This is a genomic window from Paenibacillus sp. N119s, from assembly GCF_059447605.1.
The window spans coordinates 1-20,058 of record NZ_JCAJRU010000019.1; the positions used below are offsets into that span (position 1 = coordinate 1).

Sequence of the window (20,058 nt, forward strand, 5' to 3'; positions counted from 1 at the left end):
AGATAGTCTGCACCTTGCAGGATGGCTCTACGTGCTTCCTCAATGGTATGGGCGGAGACGCCAAGAATTCGGTTTCCGATTCGCGCGCGCACGGAATCAGCCGATTCATCGTCCTGACCGATATGGACGCCGTCGGCGTCGAGCTCAAGAGCCAGCTCTACATCGTCATTGACGATAAAGGGGATACCAGCATGGCGGCATAGATTTTGCAGCTGACGCGCAAGTTCAAACATAGGAACCCCTGTTAACGCGCCATGACCCTTTTCCCGGAACTGGATCATCGTTGTGCCGCCAGCCAGAGCCTCCTGCACGACCCGACTTGGTTCCGCAAGGCAGTTTACGCTTCCGACAACCAGATACATCTGCAAATGCTGGCGCATCATTTCAGGTGATATTCGGCCGCTCATTGAAGTATCTCCTGACGACGACGGTAGGCCCAATGATTAGTTGGACCATGTCCCTGTCCCAGATACAACGTATCCTCAATCGCCGCCTGAATGAAGGCTCTTCCATTCAAAATAGCTTCGGGTACAGACACACCTTTCCCTAATTCAGCAGTAATCGCTGCTGAGAACGTACATCCTGTTCCGTGTGTATGAACCGTCCGCACCCGTTTGCCGCCCAGCTCTGTAAAGGCTGTTCCGTCAAAGAGCAGATCGATGACCTGGTCGGTGTTTTCCTCCTCATCGTGGCCGCCCTTAATCACAACGAACTTGGGGCCCAGGCTGCTTATATGTCTCGCAGCTTCGCGGCGATCCTCCATCGTACGAATGCTTATCCCGGTTAAGGCCTCTGCTTCCGGGATATTTGGTGTGACGACCAGGGCCAAGGGGAGCAGGTCGTCGTTCAAAGCCTGCACCGCCTCCGGTTGCAGCAGCTTTGCACCCCCTTTGGCAATCATTACAGGATCGACGACAACCTTTTCCCAGCCGAACTTTCGAATCTGCTCGGCTACAAGGCGGATGATGCCCGCATCAAACAGCATGCCAGTCTTCAGAGCATCAACCCCAAGATCTGATCCTACAGCTTCGATTTGTTGCGCTGTTGCTTCCTGTGGCAACGGATATACACCGTGAACCCCCAAGGTATTTTGTACCGTTATGGCCGTAATAGCCGACATGCCGTATACGCCAAGCTCCTGGAAAGTTTTAAGATCAGCTTGAATTCCGGCCCCGCCGCCGCTGTCTGAACCGGCAATCGTTAGCGCTCTCGGTATGTGCACGTTTCTCATCGCGTACCACCTGTTGTGGTTGTCCCGACTTCACGGATCGTGACATGTCCCTCCAGCGAACCAGTATGTAGTTTGGCAAGCTCGTCGAGAAAGGCAATCTGGAAGCTGCCTGGCCCCAGTTTTGCAGTATGCGCTGCGGCTCGGGAAGCTGCTGCACTGTAAAATGCCAAGCCCGCTGTACCTGCGAGCAGCAGGTTGGGTTCAACAGCTGCAAAGGCGCCCAATACGGAGGTTAGCAGGCAGCCTGTGCCGGTTACCTTCGTAAGCAGCGCGTCTCCACCGCTAATCATGCGTACTTCGACTCCATCGGTGATGACGTCCTCTTTTCCAGTGATGGCAACCATCGTATGGAGTGTCTGCGCAGCCCGAACTGCCAGATCGACATTACCGCTGTCAGCACTGTCGCCTGCATCGACCCCTTTAATCTCTCGGGCTTCCCCGATAAGATGAGCAATTTCGGCTGCATTGCCTCGCACTAGTGAGATGTTAACCTCCTTTAGGATTCGCAGCGCCGACTCGGTTCTAAAACTGGTTGCTCCTGCACCGACTGGATCTAGTAGAACTGGAACACCATGCGCATTCGCTGATTGTCCAGCAATGATCATGGCGTCCACCAGTTCGCGGTTCAGCGTACCGATATTTAATACGAGGGCGCCCGCTATTTTTGCCATATCCGCTACTTCCTCGGGTGCATAAGCCATCACCGGGGAAGCCCCCAGGGCGTATAGACCATTGGCTGTAAAGTTGGTGACCACCACATTGGTTATATTATGAACAAGGGGCTTGCTGTTTTGTACCTTTGTCAGGAGCTCCGAATAACTCTGTTCCCACATACTCATTATGTTTCTCCTCTCTCATCGATACTGATTATTCCAAGACCATAGCCTGCATCTGGACGGGCCATTGTTCCTGTGTATAAGCCATGTCCCAGAACATATATTCCAGCTGGCAGCTTAGCATAAAATGCTCAATCATCCGTTCTCGCTCGGCAGTCGAGGCGACTTGGGCCCAAGCATCCACACGCTCTCGGTACTTGGAAGTTACATCTTCAATCTGGTTTCCATAAAAGGAAATCCATTCATAGAACGGATGAGACTCTCTTGGTTTTACCTCATCCATTAGCCTGCGTCCAATCTCAAGGTATGTCCATGGACAAGGCAGCAGCACGGCCATGATTTCCCCAAGGCTACCCTCATGAGCGACGGTTAGCATGTGGCGAATATAATGATGAGCGGACGGAGCGAGTGGATATCCCTGCATCTCTTCGTAAGTGACACCTGCGACAGTACAAAAATTTTGATGCGGATGAACCTCGCTGTTAAGAATAAAAGAGATCTGTTCGTTAAATACAGCCATATCCTCCCGGCTCGTGCTTTTGGAGATCGCGATGCCGTAAATCCGCATATAGGCGTTCAAATATTCAAAGTCTTGTTTTACATAGTGAATCAGCTGTTCTCTTGTTAAATTTCCCTCAGCAATACCTCTCACAAAGGGATGCTCATAAATGGCTTGAAAAATGCCATCCGCCTGCTGACGGAGCTCTTGCGAAAAACTCATTTTCCCCACCTCCAATAAAAATGGAGAACAAGAAGTCCCGTAAGATACAATTCCCGGAACAACGCCAAAAAGCCGCCCCGAAAACTGGAGCGGCTTCAACATAGGTTCAATGCGCAAAAACGCCTGAAACCTTATATACGAAGGCTCCACTTTCCTACGCTAGTACGAACTAGATCAGGTTCAAAGGGTCCAAGATTCATTCTTGTCTCAGCCATAATGGCTCCCCTAGTGGACTTTCCTATTCTTTTGACTAATACTGTACAATCGTTCCTATGTTATGTCAAACTGCTTTGAATTCCTGGTGAAGGATTAGTGAGGGTGATGGATTACATTTTCCACGGCTTTGACCTTTACATATTCCGGTTTCCACATCGCACCCCGAATGGCTTGTTCAATATCTGAAATGTGTGCCTGAGCTACCTGATCATGAATTGCGGCCTTCGCTACCGCAACCGCAACCGCGTACGAAACATCACGCAATTTTCGGATATGGGGCAGCAGCGCACCACCCATTTCATTCGAATCTACGGCGTTGGCGACGGCATCCGCTGCTGCGGTAAACATGGAAGGGGTGATTCTTTTGGCTCTGACCACAATCGCGCCCAGACCCAGTCCGGGGAAAACAAAGGCATTGTTCGCCTGACCAATTTCAAATTTCGTACCGTTATAGGTGACAGGCTCAAAGGGACTTCCAGTAGCAATCAAGGCTTTGCCATCAGTCCACCGTATCAAATCCTCAGGTACCGCTTCAGCAAGGTTGGTAGGATTAGACATGGGCATAATGATCGGTCGTTCTACATGCTTTGCCATTTCCTTGATAATCTCTTCAGAAAAGGCACCAGCTACACCGGAAGTTCCAATCAAGATGGTGGGTTTAACCTGACGGATGACCTCCAGCAACGGTATTTTGCCGTCTTCCGATCGGGACCACGAGCTGACTTCTTCCTTTTTGCGCACATAGGGTTTCTGATAATCCAGTATATCGTTCATATCGTCCGTTAACAGTCCACGATAATCATAGGCCCAAAACGACTTAAATGAATCTTCCTCAGGAAGCCCTTCCTTGATCATAGCGCTCCGTATTTGGTCGGCGTTACCGATTCCAGCTGCCCCCGGGCCAAAGACAAGTATTTTTTGTTCACGCAGCGGGGTTTTGGTGACACCTACCGCGGAAATAATCGCAGCCAGGGTTACTGCTCCTGTGCCCTGGATGTCATCATTAAAGGTGAGAATATTTTGACCGTATTTCCCTATAATATGGCGTGCATTCACGCTGCCTACATCCTCCCAATGCAAAAGCGCCTTCGGGAATTGTGTCAATGCTTTGCTGATAAAGGTATCAATAAATTGATTATAGGCTTCTCCGCGCACTCGTTTGTGGCGGTTTCCGATATACAGCGGATCATTTAGCAGCTTTTCATTATTCGTGCCGACATCCAGTACAATGGGCAGTACCCGCCCGGGGTGAATGCCTGCCGCAGCTGTATATACAGCGAGTTTGCCAATAGCAATGTTAATTCCCCCGACACCCCAGTCACCAATTCCCAAAATACTTTCCGAATCCGTCACGACAATCAGGTCAACATCCTCACTACTCAAGCCGGAATTGGAGAGCGCCTGTCCGATACCATTCGGATGATCTATCGATAAATATACGCCCCCCGGACGGTTGTACTCATGGCTGTATTCTTGGATAGCGGTTCCTACAGTTGGTGTGTAGACTACGGGCAGCATCTCACTCAAATGGTCTGTCAGCAGTCGATAGTAGAGTACGACATTTCGATTGTGAAGGTCGTTAAGCGAAGCATTTTTACGCAGCATGGTGGGTTGTGCCAGAAATTGCTGATATGCCCGAACACTCTGTTTCTCCAATGAAAGGACAGTGGGAGGAAGGATTCCTTCCAAGCCCAGTTCTTTGCGTTCTTCTTCTGTAAAAGCCACACCTTTGTTTAAAAGAGGGTTTGCCAGCACATCCTTCCCTCGCAAGGGAGTAGATAATGACCCATCACGATTGACATAAAATGCTTCCATAGAAGGACCTTCTTTCTCATATTTTGATAATTATTCATGTGAAAAATGACATGTTATCCATAGTATGGACGTGCAAATTGGTTTTATTCATCTATTATGTCTATGACAAAATGACCATATGTGTATCTTATTATTGATTCTATAGCACCGATTTTAAATTTGAATTCACCTTGTAATCTGTATGTTTGTAGTCCTAATGAATCAGGTCTAAATGCTCTGTTTTTATCAAATATGAAAATTAGTCTTTCTTCTCTTATATGCTTATATATCAAGGAATGTCAGCTATTTTGTTAAGAAAATATGAAGTATTTGGACATTAATTTAATCTTTCTAAGCAAACATTTTTAAATCTTTTTCAACAAAATAGAACTATTCGGAGGAAAAGGAGAGGTTTGTGTGCAGGGACCTATAGCCATATTTAGTGATAACAACAGGGCTATTGATTATCCCAATGTGATTTGTTTTTACCAATATATACAGTGCGAGGACACGGAGACCGCTTCAGTCTACGAGGATGCATGTTGCTGCCTGATTGATTATAGGGAGCCGGGGCAAGCTGTGTGGAAAGCCAATCAAATCCGTAGCCAATTTCCGCAAATGCCATTGCTGTTGGTGACGGATGTAACCGATCCGTTCAGTGATCAGCATATGGTGCAAATTATCGGAGTAGGCCGATTGCGTCTGCTATTTTGGCAAGCCAATGATACCGAAGAAATCCTTTCTGAAATACAAAGCTTGCTCTATCCCGAGTATTCGACCAGAAGCCAGCATGTTGCATTCATCTTGTCTGTATATAACGAAGAGAAGCGTTTTGCTCATGTCAAAACCTTTGCTGAGCGACTGCAAGCCTTTATCCGCAGCCATATTATAGAGGGTTCAATTTATCTCATTGATGACGGTAGCCACGATGGCACGAATGCCTTGATTAAAGCGCTGGGGGCCGCAACGGATTTGTCTGTAAACCGGATTAACCAGAATCTGAGTCCGCTGCTTCAAACCAGGGAATTGGGACGCAATACACGCAAGGCAGGGACGTATCTGGAAGGGATGCGGACCATTGGCGCGGATTACTATGTATTTGTGGATGCAGACGATTCCTTTTTCATAGAGGATATTGCCAGAATGATTAATGTTGTTCAGCAGGGCTACTATGACGTTGTGATCGGAACCAAAGATATGACCGCCGAGAATCGTTCTTTATTACGATCTATCGTCAGCTTTGGCAAACGGGTCGTTTCCCGCCCCTTTCTACCAACAGGTGTGGTAGATTCCCAGACGGGGCTTAAAGTGATGAGTTCGGTTGCCGTGAAGCGGATGTTTCCACATTTGAAGGAACAACTCGGACTGGCGCTGGATCTGGAGATGATGTTTATTGCCAAGCGACTCCAACTCCGTGTGCTGCAATTACCCGTCAAATGCATTGACCGAGATGGCTCGCACATTCATGTCTGGAAGGACTCCATTCGTTTTTTGCGCTCGATCATTGAGATTTGGCGACTGGATCGGCGGGTGAGATAACCACGTGAACAACCGATTGCGTTCGTTGATGTTTCCCCTCTTTAATGTGCTGCTTAACGGATTTAATTTTTTTTTCCACATTGCAGCGAGCTGGTATCTGACCGGACAAGCCTATGGTCAGGCGAACGCGCTGTTGGCCCTTTTTGCACTGTTGTCCGTTTTGGGCTTATCCATCCAGCTATTAACCGCCAAACTGGTATCCAAGGGTGACAAGAACCTTCCACTACGCAGCTTACCGCTCGGTTCTCTATTACTAAAAGCACCTCTGGTGCTAACTGTGCTTGCCATGATCCTTTTACTCTTCCTTCATCCGTTGCTGCGCTCGCTATTGGGCGTCGAATCTGGCCCGCTATTCATGCTGTATGGCTTGATCGGACTGCATATTCTCGTGAGTTCATGCCGCGGAGATTTGCAGGGTAGGGAACGCATGCTAGCGCTCAATGTGAATTATTACATTGAAGTCATAGGGAAACTGAGCCTGTTTTTTGTCCTGGCCGCACTAGGTTTAAAGCTGGAAGCTCTACTGTTGGCAAGTTGCGGAGGAATGCTGCTGTCGTTGCTTCACGGCTGGATCATTTCGGCCCGTGGCTTATCCATAACTACACACAGTGGAGAACGTATCCCTGCTGGGCTATGGAAGTCACTTGGTCAGGATTTTACCGATAGCCTTATGACGAATTTATTCATTCTGTTTTGTATCTCCATCGACATGTTGTATGTACAGCATTACTTTCCCGAGCAAGCCAGCAGCTATGCCATTGCACTGAAGTACAGCCAATTGGTCTATTACGTTTCCTACAGCCTGATCGCGGCCTTTATTCCCAAGATCGGTGCGCAGGGGCATGACCGTCAGGCTTTGGGCAAGTTAATTGCCATCTATGCTGGGTTAATGGCTGTAGCTGCGGTGTGTGTATATGTGGGCACGACCTATATATTCCCATCGTCTATCCCTATTTTATTCGGAGCTTCTTACAAGTCAGCTGAGGTCTATATTCCATGGGGAGGCTGGGTGTACTGGTTATTTTCCATCGTGATGTTTTTTGTGCATGTGCACGTATTGGTGGGCAGACGCAAATTTATATTTAGTCTGGTAGCAGGAGCAGCTGTTTTAGTAGCAGCCTTTCATATGGCTCACACAGACCCAGTTGATTTTTTGCTGTCAGAGTTGATTGTTTACGGGGCAATGTCTCTCTATTTTGTGATAGATGCCTATATATATTTGTTCAAAATAAAGATAAGGGGGGATTCACCCCATGAATACCATACTTGAACAGAACGGTAAAACCGTCGTTCTATTGCTTTCCTGGCGTGACATTCGTTCTCCGAAAAGCGGGGGAGCAGAAGTTTTTACCCATGAAATGCTGAAACGCACACAGCAAGACCGTTTTCAGTTCATTCATTTCTCGCCCCATTTTGAGGGGATGCCCGAGCATGAAGTGATTGACGGTATTACCTATATTCGCAAAGGAAACATATACAGTGTTATTTATTATGCGATGCGCTATTACCGTCGTCACCGGAAGCAGATAGACTACGTGATCAATCAGGCGAATACACATCAGTTCTTTACCCGATTTTGGGTGGAGGCATCCAAGCGGATTTTTTTCATACATCAGCTAACAAGAGAAATATGGTATGAAAATGCCCGCTTTCCGCTAAATATGATTGGATTTCATCTGGAGCCCCTGATGCTTAAGCTGGCACAGAAGGATCGGACGCTCACCGTATCCCCGTCTACCCGGTATGATCTGCTTAAGCTTGGTTTTCATCCGGATCGTGTTCACCTTTTACCAGAAGGCATTGAGTTTGATCATTGGCCACGTGAACACTTTTTAACGAAGGAGTCTAATCCGACCTTTATGTATGCAGGACGCTTCGTTAAATATAAAGGCATTGATCTAGTCGTTGAAGCCTTTGGGCAGCTCAAGGAAAAGTTCCCCCAGGCTATGTTATGGATTGCCGGAAAAACCGATAAAACCTATGTGGCAGAGCAATTATTGCCGATTATAGAGCGGTATGGATTGACATATGGAGAACCGGATGAACAGGGGCATTCGCAAGCTGATATTACCTTTTACGGATTTGTTTCAGCAGAGCATAAGCTGGAGCTGATGAGTCGTGCCCATGCGCTCGTGTTTCCTTCCCTGCGTGAAGGCTGGGGGTTGACGATTACCGAGGCGGCAGCCGTTGGAACACCCAGCATTGTCAGCAACTCCCCCGGTTTGGTGGACGCGACGGATTTCGGAAAAAGCGGCTATTTATGCTTTCACGGGGATATTCGGGGATTATCTGAGCAAATGGAAAGAGTGGCAAAGGGTGGCGAAGATTATATGTCCATCCGTGAGCGAGCATATCAATATGCGCTAAGATTCCATTTTGACCATACGGCTGCTGCGTTTGAGCAGTTGATGAAGGATTGGATAGAGGAGGCGGAACAGAGTGGACAAAGTGGTCATTCTCTTCTCCACGTACAACAATGAACGTACGATAGAGCCTTGTTTGCGGAGCTGTATGGGGCAAAATTATAAGGATCTGCATATTGTAATTGCTGATGATGGCTCCAATGACCGGACGGTTGAGACGATTTGTATGCTGTCAGCAGGAAGTTCGGTGCCGGTAACAGTACTAGAGCTTCCTCATGGAGAGCGGGGAGTTGCGAGGGTCAAGGCCGTTGAGGAAGCGAAACGCTTGGGGGCTGAATACATATTGGTAGTGGATTCCGATATGATTTTGGCCGAACATCTGATCCAGCAGAGTATCGACTTTTTTGACGACCATCAGGAAATCGGCGCCTTGGTTGTACCGGAGGAGGCATATTCGGAAGCCAAAAATTTTTTTTCCAAAGTGAAGGTTTTCGAGCGGAATGTCATTAACAACGCGGGAGAGACCTTGGGAAAACGCTCCATTGAAGCAGCACGCTTCTGGCGAATGAGCGCTTACGAATCGACAGGCGGCTTCAATGCGGAGCAGATTGCCTTTGAAGAAATACAGCCCACCTTACGCTATATCGAATCTGGCGGAGTCATTCGCCGGGCGGTATTTACACGGGTATATCATGATGAAAAACAGGTATATCTGCAGGATGTATTACGTAAAAAAGCCTACTACTTTTCGGTGATGGATCGTACGATGTCATCTGAAGAGGGCGGATTGCGAAAGGCGCTGGAACGTTGGTACTTCTTTCGTCCAGTATTGTACACATGGGGGAATGTAAAAAACTATATCCGCCATCCGCTACTGACGGCAGGGATGCTGTGGATGTATATCTGCCTGACTGTGATTGGGGTAGCCGCCGTGTTAAAGGGCGGCACCCGTCACTCAGGCGATCTCGCTAAGGCGGATAAGACGTAAGGATGAATGCCCAAGGGTCAGCGTATCCAGCGAGTACAGGTCGGGATCGGAAGATTCCGACTCTGCATACGGTATATACAATGAATGCATAGTTAACTGAATACCTCTACCATCGGGATGACGTAGTGAGCAGCCGACAGGATACAGCTCAGCAAGTGCAATGTGTACGGCAGTTACGATATCTTGATCATTCAGCAATACATACGGTCGGTACGGAGCATTCAAAATGCTGTCTATAAATACCGATAGGTCAGAGGCTACGTTCTGATCTGCATGCAGGCTGTTTCGATTGAGCTTAGCCTGATCAAGCGCCTCATACAGTATCTTTTTTAGCGTGTCATCATCCAGCTCCAGCGGTTTCGTCAAAAAACGGAACACACCTACTTGATTAATGGCCGATAAAATGGACTGCGTATGCAGATGACCAGATAAAATGATGCGTACGATATGCGGATAATCCTTCTTAATCATACGAAGGAACGTAATTCCGTCCAAACCAGGCATAAGCAGATCGGAAACGACCACATCAATCGGGTGCTGTTCCAGCACTTGCAGGGCTTCTTTAGGCGTGTGAGCGGTATGTAAGGTGAAGCTTTCTTGGGTCAACGTCCGTTCAAGCAGGGACAGCACCATAGGACTGTCGTCAACAAATAGAATGTTTTGGGGTGTCATAAGAACTGCGCAACTCCAATCAGGAAGTAAGAAATGAGGAACTACATGTATAATATCAGCGTTTTGGCATTTTTAAAAGATGTCAATACAGAACGGGCGTTGCGTCTTTTTTGTGAACGATTTGATTCGGCTGAGCATGCGCTCTGGGAAAAAGGGATGCGTCTTTTTCACCAGTATCATGCTGCGCGGCATACAGGGGTGACCCTGGCTGTCTCCCGTGCACTCCAGCATATGGACGACCGACATGATATTTACGTTGTGGATCTGCGAGCATACGGCGAGGAAGAGCTGGATCGCCTATACATCGCTAAAACATGCGAGTTGATCCTGCTGACGGATGGGGCAACGGAAACCGCTGCGAGGTTTGCCGCCCTTCAGCGCCGCACCCCCCGGTTGCTGTGCGCGCGTCTACCGCTGGTCAGCTACGAGCTGGAATGCCTGATGCAAGCGATCTTGGGTCGTCTTGAACAAAATGGAGGGGATGGGGCATGAAACAATGGGCTTTGCTGAAACCAAGTTGGCAAAAGCTGATCCTGTACCTGATTGTTCTATGTGTGACCGTGTTCTTGGCTGCTGTGCTACAATGGTTTGTCATGCGGCAATTCAGCGGTCACTTGGCGGAAATTCAGAACGAGCAGATCCAATATGAGGTCCAGGAACTGTCTGGCAGCATAACAGAGCGTTATGCCGCATGGCAGGCCGAACTGAAGGAGCTGTCGTCCAATCTGGGCAGAGAGATGCTGAATCAGAGAACACGTCAATATGCTGAGGGATTTAAGCGTGAGAACGGGTCTTTTTATGTGCTGGATGAACAGTATCATGTGCTGGTCGGACGTGACAATCGTGAGATGAGGAGTGCAGTCCAACAGATCAAATGGCTGCAAAATGGTTGTGCAGTAAGCTCTTTTGTGACTGAGGACCATCAGCCAGCCCAGTACATAGCGTGCAGGATTCAAGGAGCGCAAACGGGCGGTTTTATGGTGCGCACGGTTGACGCTGAAATGCTCAGCGGAATTATTAAAAGTAAGCCGGTGAATCCGCATGAGATTTTATTTTATAACGATCAATTCAAAATTGTAGCTTCCCGCAATACTCCCGATATCAACCGGACGGACATCACAGGTGTAACCCGGAGGCTGCTGGAGGGCAATACAGGCATCGTTGAAGATCGTGGAGAGAAATACGGAATAGGATTCAGCCGCATTGGAGATGAGGCCCTTTACATATCGGTTAAGGATGTCAGTCAGGACACTGCCCAGCGAATCAGCTCCTTTCGCAAACAGTTGTGGATGGTGATGGCTTTAATACTTATGATTCTGTGGGTCATGCTCATCCAGTTCCGCAAACGGATTGTGAAAGATGCCATCGTGAACAATCAAGTGCGTGACCAGCGGCGGGATGAAGATATGCGGCAGCAACAGGACACATATTATTTGCCGTTAATGCAGACGATTGAGCAACAGCTACAAGACCTGCAAGAACAGACTAGCCGTCTCACCGGCGGCGATGATTTAAAGCTGTTGGGGTTTTATCAAGATCTGGCCAACCGCTTTGAAGTGGCTTCCAGTCAGGGAAAAGGAGCATCACATGAGGAACTGGAGTATTTCCGCGAGCTGAATGAAAATTTCATCCAGGGTCGTCTCAGACAGGAATCCTCACTAGGAGAGCTGCTGACAGGCGTCCGTAGCTTGCGTGATGAATTGGAAGAGAAAATGCATGATAATAGCGGAATCAGCTTCACGGATATGAATGAGGTATTGTCCGAATCGCTGAAATGGGCGAACCGTTCGCTGAATATGAAGCACATTCAAGTGACCTTGCGGCAAGAACCAGTTCCATCGATTGCAGCACAAGCGCCCATGCTGTACAAAACGATTCAGGGGCTGCTGGAAAATGCTGTGCAGGCCATGAACCAAGACGGAGAGCAGCCGGAGGATCAGGTCCGGGGTCGGACAGGGCTACGGTCCAAGCGGCAATCGCATATGCTTAAGATTAGCTCACGACTAGAAGAAGCTGAAATTATGGTTATCATTGAAGACACAGGCGGTGGGATTGATGATAAGATGCGTTGGAGTTATTTCCAGCCGGACTATTCTCAAAACTCACAGGAGCATACGTTCAGCCTGTATCATATGGATGCATATCTGAAGACTATAGGTGGTCGCTTAAAGCTGCGTAATACCGATCAGGGCTTGCAGGCCATCGTTCATTTGAGAAGATAGACCCACAAGATAACCAGCAGATAGACAAGAAGCTCAAGAGAGGGGGACAAGCATGAAAAAATGGATATTTCGCTACCGCTACGATATGGCGGCAATCCTATTGATGCTGGTTGCGATTGTTGTATATCTTGCCCCCATCTATGGACCCGGACAAATCGTGTTCAGCGACATTGCCTTTGGAGCCACCTCTCATCGCTATCTGGAGGAAATAACCGGGGTATGGAACGAACGATGGTCTACCTCGACCCTGTTCAATGCCCCACGGATCTTGTATATCTTGCCCTTCTATGGACTTTCATTATTATTTGATGAAAGCGGTCCGGTCTTGCTCAAGTCGTTTATTACAGGCTTGTTATTTGTTTCGGCATTTTCGATGTATGCCTTTGCCAAGCGACTGGTCAGCGTGTATTATTCACCAAGCTTTACGAAGACCCGTATTTTTGCCATTATGGTGGGTTCGTTGTTTTATGCACTGAATCCGTGGGTTATTTTTCGTATCCAGCATATTTATTTGCTTTGTGGCTATAGTTTGTTTCCGTTAATGCTGCGATTTTTTTTCAGTGCGGTGGACCCCAAGTTTCAAATTCAACAAATTAAAAACTATCATCCCCATAAATTGTATCAGCGGAACTGGATTGACCTGTTCCTGCTGGCTGCGGTATTCACCGTTAGTGCTGCCGCCATTCATTATTTTTTCTTCGGGATGATTTATTTGGGATTGTTCACCATGTTGCTCCTGCTCAAACTGACCTGGACCCATCGTAAAGCTGGGCGCGTCTATTTACAGCCCTTATACGGTAACTTTTTGCGTAAAGGCATGATTTTTGGCGTGTTTTTCGGTCTGCTCAGTTTTTATTGGTTGTCCTTGTATGTAGGCAGCATGTTGATGGACGCCCAAGCGTCTCAGCATAATATCAACGTCGTGGATACGTTGTCTCTGTTTAGCCGTAACAGCAGTTTATATAATGTGGGTTATTTACTGAGCTATTGGTGGCCCATGTTCTCTTTTTCCTCACTGCCTGCGATGTTTTATGTAGGTGGGGGGGTCTTATTGCTATTGATCGGGTACGCGATGGGGACACGTTCACATAAAAATCCGATCATTTTGATTTTCTCGCTCCTTACGCTGTTATTTATGGTTGCAGCCACAGGAACGACGTTTCCGTCCATTGCCAAGTGGTTTGTTATTCTGGTTACGAAAACCCCCGTGATTGGTTCAGTTTTCCGTGATCCTAACAAATTTATCGGGCTGCTTTCCCTTAATTTCGGCGTGCTGCTGACCTTTGGCGTTATTCAATGTATGGAATGGTTTGGATCATCGCCGCTACAGCGTGTGTATAAAAAGCTAGCGGTTGTTATCGTCATCTTGTGCCTGGGCGTGTATTTGGCTCCCTTACGTACCCAGTTCATTGAGGGCTACTACAAGCCGGTACAAGTGCCGAAGGCTTATAGTCAATTGGCTGAAAAGCTGACTGATCCAGATCGTTTTGACAGCAAGGCACTGTATTTTCCGATTGCTGACAATATGATTCAAAGCTATAACGGAGTAGCGACACCCAAATGGAATAAAGGAAAAACGGCCACTGAGAAGGCGACTGGAGATTTTCAGGTGTACTCTTCTCCGAAAAATACGATCTTTCATCATGAAGGCAACGATCCCGGTATTACATACTATATGAATTTTCTGCAGTATGTTATGGACAACGGATTAAGCTCACGATTAGGCTGGCTATTCTCTACCTTTGGGGTTAACCAGTTGGTCTACCATGATGAATATGAGGGACAGGAGCAGCGGCAGGATTTTCACCTGTCTCAGCTGGAAGGTCAGACCGGGCTGAAACGTACGTACAAGAACGACTTATTTTCCATATTCAATCTTGATCAGGCACCGCCCTATATGAATATTCTTGCAAGTAAAATTGTGACACCTTACGGATTTAGCCGTTTGGAGAGCTACAGTCATTTGCCTGGTTTTGATTTTAGTCGCTTTGGCGTGTTGTTCAGCGCGTTGAAGCCTGAGTTAAACACCATTCAGACGGTCAACAAAGGGGATTATGTGGAAGCAGCCTCCTTTAATGACTTACTGTTGTCACAGCTTCCGGCAGAGGATTACTTGCGTCCTTTTGATGCCATTGAGGATGGCAATGCCTTTTTAAAATGGTCCAAAACTTTTGCTTCAACCAACGATTGGTTATGGTACTTATCTTCTCAGAATATAAGAAACTTCCCGTTTGATATGGAGATGGATGCAGGGATTGCAGTCACTTTTGCCAGTAAGAAGCTGGATGTGGCGCCTTATCAGATGAGCAGTATTGAAGGGAAAACGGTGCTGGATTTTGACTCGATGCTGAGAACTGAAACCTTTTTCAAGCCGGATAATCCGCAGTTGTTCAGTGTGCAGGCTAACCCTCGTGAGGAATCCAACAATGTGCCTACACTGCACGGCGAGATTATGAAAGGAGATCCGAGTAATATATGGCAGGTTGCCAGATCGGGATTACTGGAAGCCAAGGAAAATAACCCGTATCAGTTCCACATCACCGTTTCTGGTCGCGGGACGAACAAAATGCATGTAAAAATGAGGTTTTATGATAAGCAAATGCGTGAGCTGGGCGTTAGCTATGTCGTGGCACCTTCAGAGGGCTATAACTTTGACAGTCTAAAATTTTACGGGGAATACGTCTCACCTCCTGGAAGTTATTGGATGCAAATGGATTTGTTAACCCTCCAGCGTCCGCAGCAAAAAAATTACTGGTGGATTCATGATATCCAGCTGCGTGATTTGGGGCAATATAGCAAGCCCAACACGTTTACGATGCACAAAAAATTGGAGCAGTCTCAAACCTCACATGTATATGCTAGAGTGTTCATGAATAAGGCAGGCGGGAAATTGCAAGTCACACTGCCGGATGGAGTGGTTAACATCAAGACTCATGATGAGGGATTAAACCAATTCCAATGGGTCGATCTGGGGGAGCATGTTTTTCCCAAAGGAGATACTCCGGTCACAGTGAATAACCTGCAAGGCTTTAATGCGGTTAATCAATTTGCGATTGTCCCAGTGGATCAGCTGGATCAATTATCTTTTCCGGTGGAGCAGGCACTGAAGCGGGGCAAGCTCTTTTTCACCTTGGAGGCAGAGAGCGATTTTAACGCCCAAGGGAACGTGCAGACAGAACGTGCCTTACCAAGACTTAGTATGGGGCGGGGGATCAGCTACCAAAAAGGGACATTAAGCAGAGAAGTGGAAGTCGTCAAAACAGGAACCTATAGCGCAGCAATTTTGGCTAATCTGCCTGCCGGATACAAGGGATCTTTAACAATGAAATGGACGAATGAAGAAACTGGAAAACTACTGACCAGAACGATTCGTACGGGTGAGACGTATAAGCAGTTACCCGCTACCTCAATATCCGAAAAGCAAGTTATTGAAACGGTGCCTAATCAGGATGGTTTTGCCAAGAAAATCATACAAATTCCCGGTCTGCTGAATGATTATGGCCGGGTCGAATTTAGAAATCTGTTCTTAACCAAGGGAAAATATCGCTTAACCCTTGTCCTGGACAGTCAGGTGCCGTCATTGAGTGGTTTTGAAGATATTCATCGAATGAACGGTCAGGAAGTGACCGTGATGCCTGGGCAGGACACGAAGGAATCATTGAGTACGGATGTTGGCTGTGTAGCAGATATTCGACCTGGCCAGACGAACCTGTCCATCAAGAACAAAGAACTGTCAATCCGTTACGCACCTAGCTATTCTTGTGACTGGAATATTTATGCGTCCCAAAAAATGAAGGCAGAGCCGCTGCAAGAGTACGCTGTGCAGTTGGATGCGCGATCAGAAGAAATTGGAAGTCGGCACATGAAGGTCATTTTTTTAAATAAAATGTCCCAAGTTCTTCAAACCTCCTATATTGATGAGGTAGAGGAGAGAGATAAGGAGCAATGGAATCATTATGATCAAATCGTGAAGGCTCCGGCAGGAACTGCCTTGATGCAGTTTCAGATATTGGCGCATGCGCACAAGAAACAATCAGGCTTGTTTCAAATGAAGCAATATTCCATCATTCCTTATCAAGCGATGATTACAGTGGATCAATTTACGCTGTTTGAGGGAACGGATATGGATACCTTTTTTATGGCACCACATGCTGCGGAAAACATTCAGGCTACTCGTGAAAATTCCATGGAACGCAGCTTTACGCTATATAATCCAATGCATCAGCAGGTGCTCATCCGGGAGACAGAATCCCCTAATCCACTCTGGGAGTTCAGGCTGGGTAGCGAAAATCAGCGAGCGCGTCTGTCTGTGAATGGAGTAACGACCGGATTTATAACGAATGGCAGCGGAAACGGTAAGGTTGTCGTTATTCTGGCTTCTGCCTACCGTTTCGGCTGGGTACTGTTTGTCATAGGAATATTGGGTGGAGTAGCTTGTTTTCTTCCTTATGGGCGATGGAAAAGGCGGAAGCTTCCATAAAGAAGCAAGCCGCCCAGAGGGGCTAGACGTTACGATACAGCTACATCTCGTATTTGTAGCCTCTACCCCAAACGGTGCGGATATGCTGAGGATTTTTAGGATCACGTTCGATCTTTTTGCGGAGGCTGGAGATATGTACGTCGATGGTACGATCCAGATAAGCGCCATCTCCGCCTTTAACTCGATCCATCAGCTCGCTGCGGGTAAAAACTTTCCCTGGGTTGCTGGACATCTCTTTTATAATGGAAAATTCGATGTGAGTAACTTCGATTTCCTGGTCATCGACCAACAGGCTATGACGGTAATCATTCACCCAAACTCTTACCTTTTTAAGCTTTTGAGTACTCGTTTGTGATTCAGTGAGCATGTTGCTGCCACTGCGGCGCAGCAAGGCTTTGATACGGGCGTTTAGCTCTCTCAGGCTGAAGGGCTTGCATAAAAAGTCATCTGCTCCGTCGTCTAGAGCCTTTATTCTTGTATTCAGCAGGGTATTATTAGAGATGACGAGCACGGGAACCGTGGTAAATTGACGGATGTGATTGATCAGCTCACATTCGATTTTACCGGAAAACATTAGAGCGGTCACAATAATATCCGGCTTAAAGTGCATTAATGTAGGAATTGCGAGTTTATGATCATAGATTAGTTCGGTCTGATAGCCTTCCTCTTGAAGATGAAGAGCAATCATATCAGCCAAACTTTTTTGGCCTTCAATGATGAGTATTTTTGTAGACATGACTGACATCTCCTGTACGGACAAAGATACAATTAACATGGCATAACGATGTATGTTCTACGATGTTACATACTTATGTATTCGGCAGAAGCACGAAAAGCAAACAGTCCTATAATGTAAGAAAAATATTAACTTAAAGGAAGAAGGTTGCATCTTTGCGAATGATTTTATTATCCGGAGGGTCGGGTAAACGTCTATGGCCCTTATCCAATGTGAACCGCCCCAAGCAGTTTCTTTCCATCCTACGTCATGACGAGCGACCGGAAAGCATGCTGCAGCGGATATGGAGACAGTTAGATGAGGCGAGCTTGGCAGAGCAAGCTTATTTTTCTACGAGTGGAACTCAGGTCGAACTGATTCAGGGGCAAATTGGTGGAGACGCTGTGGTCATTGAAGAACCGACTCAGCGGGATACCTTTCCAGCCATTTCCCTGGCTACGGCCTACTTGCATGACATTGCAGGCGCATCACGCGACGAAATCGTAGGGGTCATGCCGGTGGATGGCTATGCGGGGGATGAATTTTTCGAGCATCTGCGCAGGCTTCCTTCGATATTAGAGCAATCCGGAAGCCATATCACATTGATGGGGGCTGTTCCAACGGAGCCCTCGGACAAATATGGATATATTGTGCCTTCATCTCCTTTGCTTGACCAGGAATATTATAGAGTGAGCTCATTTGTAGAAAAGCCTGATCTGATCCGATCCGAAGCATTGATCCGTGAAGGAGCGTTATGGAATTGCGGAGTGTTTGCTTTTAGAATCGGCTTTTTAATGGATGTTCTGACGCAAATGGGTTTACCAGTCGATTATGAGTCACTTTCGACAAATTACGCGGATTTGCCGAAAACCAGCTTTGATATTGCGGTAGTAGAACACACTCGTAAGCTCTCCGTGCTCCCATATCATGGAGAATGGAGAGATTTAGGAACATGGGATTCGTTGGTGCGGGAAGTGAGTTCAAAGCTGAGTGGCCCCGGGTATATTTCAGAAGCATCACATGACTCGCATATCATCAATGAACTGGAGATTCCGGTCAGCATCTGGAATGTCCCCAACATTATTGTCGTTGCTGGGCCAGATGGCGTGTTGGTTACGGATCGACAATCATCCACAGGAATTAAGGATATGGTAGCTGAAATTGAAATTGGACCGCGTTTTGAGGAGCGCTTTTGGGGGAAGCAAACGGTCTTATCCCATCAACAAGCAGCCAGCGGGTTACAAACGGTCACCAAACGTGTGGTTATTTCGAACGGGAGATTTATCAGTTATCATGAGCATCAGTTTCGAAAAGAAGTGTGGACCATTGTCTCAGGAACCGGAAGCGTCTGTATCGATGGGATGACACAGACGGTCAGCCCCGGCATGGTCATCGTTGTGGAACCGGGTGCCAAGCATTTTATAGGAGCCGTAGAGGGAGATTTGGAATTCATTGAGTCACAAATCGGACATATGGTATCCGAAACAGATATTATCCGATATGAATTTCCCGATTCGGTGGATGCTCGTATTGTATAAGAGGCCCAGAATGTAGGAACGAATGGGTAAAAACGAGGTACAGACGAAGCCTACGAGGAGAGCTAGGAACTATTTTTTAACCAAGCTTTGACGACTAGGAATTCTCAATAAAAAGGTATTCATGCGTTGTTCGCTTGAATACCTTTTTTGCATGAACAGCTCGTATTGTTCTTAATGAAATGAATAGGAAAGAGGCTTATAAAATGAGCTTTTTGGAGGTTAGCCACTCTTTGACAGCATCTGTACTGAGATCTCTTTTCGGTGTCCATTCTATTTTATCCACCAACTTGCCGTTTCTGAATTCTGCAATCGTAGGGGTATATTTTACGTTGTAATCGGCTTTAAATTTATCCCATTGGGATTTGTCCTTATGAATCTTGTGAACGTTCAAAAAAGTAATTTTGGAACCCAGATTATACTGTTCAATCATCTTGTTAAAGTTAGGCTCAAACCGATTGCAGTCGCCACAACTGGGTCTGCCAACATAGACGAATACACTTTGGTCCTGCTGAATCAATTGTTTAAAACCATTGATTGTAACCGCATTCAAGTGGTCATATATTTCGGGGTAATTGCTTTTGCTCGCTTGGATCTCTTTATTTTTCTGCTGAACTACCTGCTCTAAGTCTTGAAATTTGACTACAGCTGAAATAGCAATACCAATGATAAGCAATACAATGACACTTAACCCGGCGATATATCCTTTTTTCACAGAAATCCTCCTTTTTTTACAATCTCAAACT

The 20,058-nt window shown here is 46.8% G+C and carries 16 protein-coding genes and 1 riboswitch; of the genes, 8 read left to right on the plus strand and 8 right to left on the minus strand.

Going from position 1 to position 20,058, the window contains the following annotated elements; genetic code table 11:
• The 5 genes from AC5V8P_RS04440 to AC5V8P_RS04460 form a co-directional block, all read right to left on the minus strand.
• Window positions 1-407: thiamine phosphate synthase (locus AC5V8P_RS04440; RefSeq protein ID WP_495473564.1), on the minus strand; the 407-nt coding region annotated here is incomplete at its 3' end.
• Window positions 404-1,231 carry a bifunctional hydroxymethylpyrimidine kinase/phosphomethylpyrimidine kinase gene (gene thiD / locus AC5V8P_RS04445; RefSeq protein WP_064797454.1) on the minus strand — a complete coding sequence of 276 codons (828 nt, stop codon included), beginning with the start codon at window positions 1,229-1,231 and terminating at the stop codon, window positions 404-406. The genes thiD and AC5V8P_RS04440, both read right to left, overlap by 4 nt.
• Window positions 1,228-2,070 carry a hydroxyethylthiazole kinase gene (gene thiM, locus AC5V8P_RS04450; protein WP_269203302.1) on the minus strand — a complete coding sequence of 281 codons (843 nt, stop codon included), beginning with the start codon at window positions 2,068-2,070 and terminating at the stop codon, window positions 1,228-1,230. Before thiM ends, thiD begins: the two co-directional genes overlap by 4 nt.
• 28 nt (window positions 2,071-2,098) lie before the next feature.
• Entirely contained in the window at window positions 2,099-2,788 is a 690-nt protein-coding gene (gene tenA / locus AC5V8P_RS04455) for a thiaminase II (protein WP_064797491.1), read from the minus strand.
• 134 nt (window positions 2,789-2,922) lie between these two features.
• A riboswitch (TPP riboswitch) is annotated at window positions 2,923-3,025 on the minus strand.
• A gap of 72 nt (window positions 3,026-3,097) precedes the next feature.
• On the minus strand, window positions 3,098-4,819 hold the full coding sequence (locus AC5V8P_RS04460) for an NAD-dependent malic enzyme (RefSeq protein ID WP_064797455.1): 1,722 nt from the start codon (window positions 4,817-4,819) through the stop codon (window positions 3,098-3,100).
• A gap of 396 nt (window positions 4,820-5,215) precedes the next feature.
• Here AC5V8P_RS04460 and AC5V8P_RS04465 point away from each other — a divergent pair, with 396 nt between their 5' ends.
• The 4 genes from AC5V8P_RS04465 to AC5V8P_RS04480 are packed head-to-tail and all read left to right on the plus strand — an operon-like array spanning window position 5,216 to window position 9,688.
• Window positions 5,216-6,337 (plus strand): glycosyltransferase, encoded by a 1,122-nt coding sequence (locus tag AC5V8P_RS04465; protein WP_064797456.1) that lies wholly within the window; start codon window positions 5,216-5,218, stop codon window positions 6,335-6,337.
• A gap of 4 nt (window positions 6,338-6,341) precedes the next feature.
• Window positions 6,342-7,607 carry a polysaccharide biosynthesis protein gene (locus AC5V8P_RS04470; protein ID WP_064797457.1) on the plus strand — a complete coding sequence of 422 codons (1,266 nt, stop codon included), beginning with the start codon at window positions 6,342-6,344 and terminating at the stop codon, window positions 7,605-7,607.
• Window positions 7,591-8,817, plus strand: coding sequence for a glycosyltransferase family 4 protein (locus AC5V8P_RS04475; protein WP_064797458.1), 1,227 nt, complete (start codon window positions 7,591-7,593; stop codon window positions 8,815-8,817). Before AC5V8P_RS04470 ends, AC5V8P_RS04475 begins: the two co-directional genes overlap by 17 nt.
• Window positions 8,777-9,688, plus strand: coding sequence for a glycosyltransferase family 2 protein (locus AC5V8P_RS04480; protein WP_063212188.1), 912 nt, complete (start codon window positions 8,777-8,779; stop codon window positions 9,686-9,688). Before AC5V8P_RS04475 ends, AC5V8P_RS04480 begins: the two co-directional genes overlap by 41 nt.
• Here the strand turns inward: AC5V8P_RS04480 and AC5V8P_RS04485 are convergent.
• Window positions 9,656-10,360: a response regulator gene (locus tag AC5V8P_RS04485; protein ID WP_064797459.1), complete on the minus strand. Its 705-nt coding sequence runs from the start codon at window positions 10,358-10,360 to the stop codon at window positions 9,656-9,658. The two genes, AC5V8P_RS04480 and AC5V8P_RS04485, sit on opposite strands and share 33 nt — an antisense overlap.
• 45 nt (window positions 10,361-10,405) lie before the next feature.
• Between AC5V8P_RS04485 and AC5V8P_RS04490 the strand changes: the two genes are divergently transcribed.
• The 3 genes from AC5V8P_RS04490 to AC5V8P_RS04500 are packed head-to-tail and all read left to right on the plus strand — an operon-like array spanning window position 10,406 to window position 17,062.
• Entirely contained in the window at window positions 10,406-10,852 is a 447-nt protein-coding gene (locus AC5V8P_RS04490; protein ID WP_064797460.1) for a hypothetical protein, read from the plus strand.
• Window positions 10,849-12,582: an ATP-binding protein gene (locus AC5V8P_RS04495; protein ID WP_064797461.1), complete on the plus strand. Its 1,734-nt coding sequence runs from the start codon at window positions 10,849-10,851 to the stop codon at window positions 12,580-12,582. The genes AC5V8P_RS04490 and AC5V8P_RS04495 overlap by 4 nt, the downstream gene beginning before the upstream one ends.
• Window positions 12,583-12,634: 52 nt before the next feature.
• Window positions 12,635-17,062: a hypothetical protein gene (locus tag AC5V8P_RS04500; RefSeq protein ID WP_064797462.1), complete on the plus strand. Its 4,428-nt coding sequence runs from the start codon at window positions 12,635-12,637 to the stop codon at window positions 17,060-17,062.
• 40 nt (window positions 17,063-17,102) lie between these two features.
• On the opposite strand, the gene AC5V8P_RS04505 is transcribed toward AC5V8P_RS04500, so the two are convergent.
• A complete protein-coding gene (locus AC5V8P_RS04505) occupies window positions 17,103-17,798 on the minus strand; it encodes a response regulator transcription factor (RefSeq protein ID WP_063212193.1) in 696 nt (231 codons plus the stop codon).
• Between the two features lie 161 nt (window positions 17,799-17,959).
• Between AC5V8P_RS04505 and AC5V8P_RS04510 the strand changes: the two genes are divergently transcribed.
• Complete coding sequence (locus AC5V8P_RS04510; RefSeq protein WP_064797492.1) at window positions 17,960-19,315, plus strand: sugar phosphate nucleotidyltransferase; 1,356 nt, start codon at window positions 17,960-17,962, stop codon at window positions 19,313-19,315.
• Between the two features lie 196 nt (window positions 19,316-19,511).
• Here the strand turns inward: AC5V8P_RS04510 and AC5V8P_RS04515 are convergent, their stop codons facing one another.
• Window positions 19,512-20,027 (minus strand): thioredoxin family protein, encoded by a 516-nt coding sequence (locus AC5V8P_RS04515; RefSeq protein WP_063212194.1) that lies wholly within the window; start codon window positions 20,025-20,027, stop codon window positions 19,512-19,514.
• Window positions 20,028-20,058: the final 31 nt, after the last annotated feature.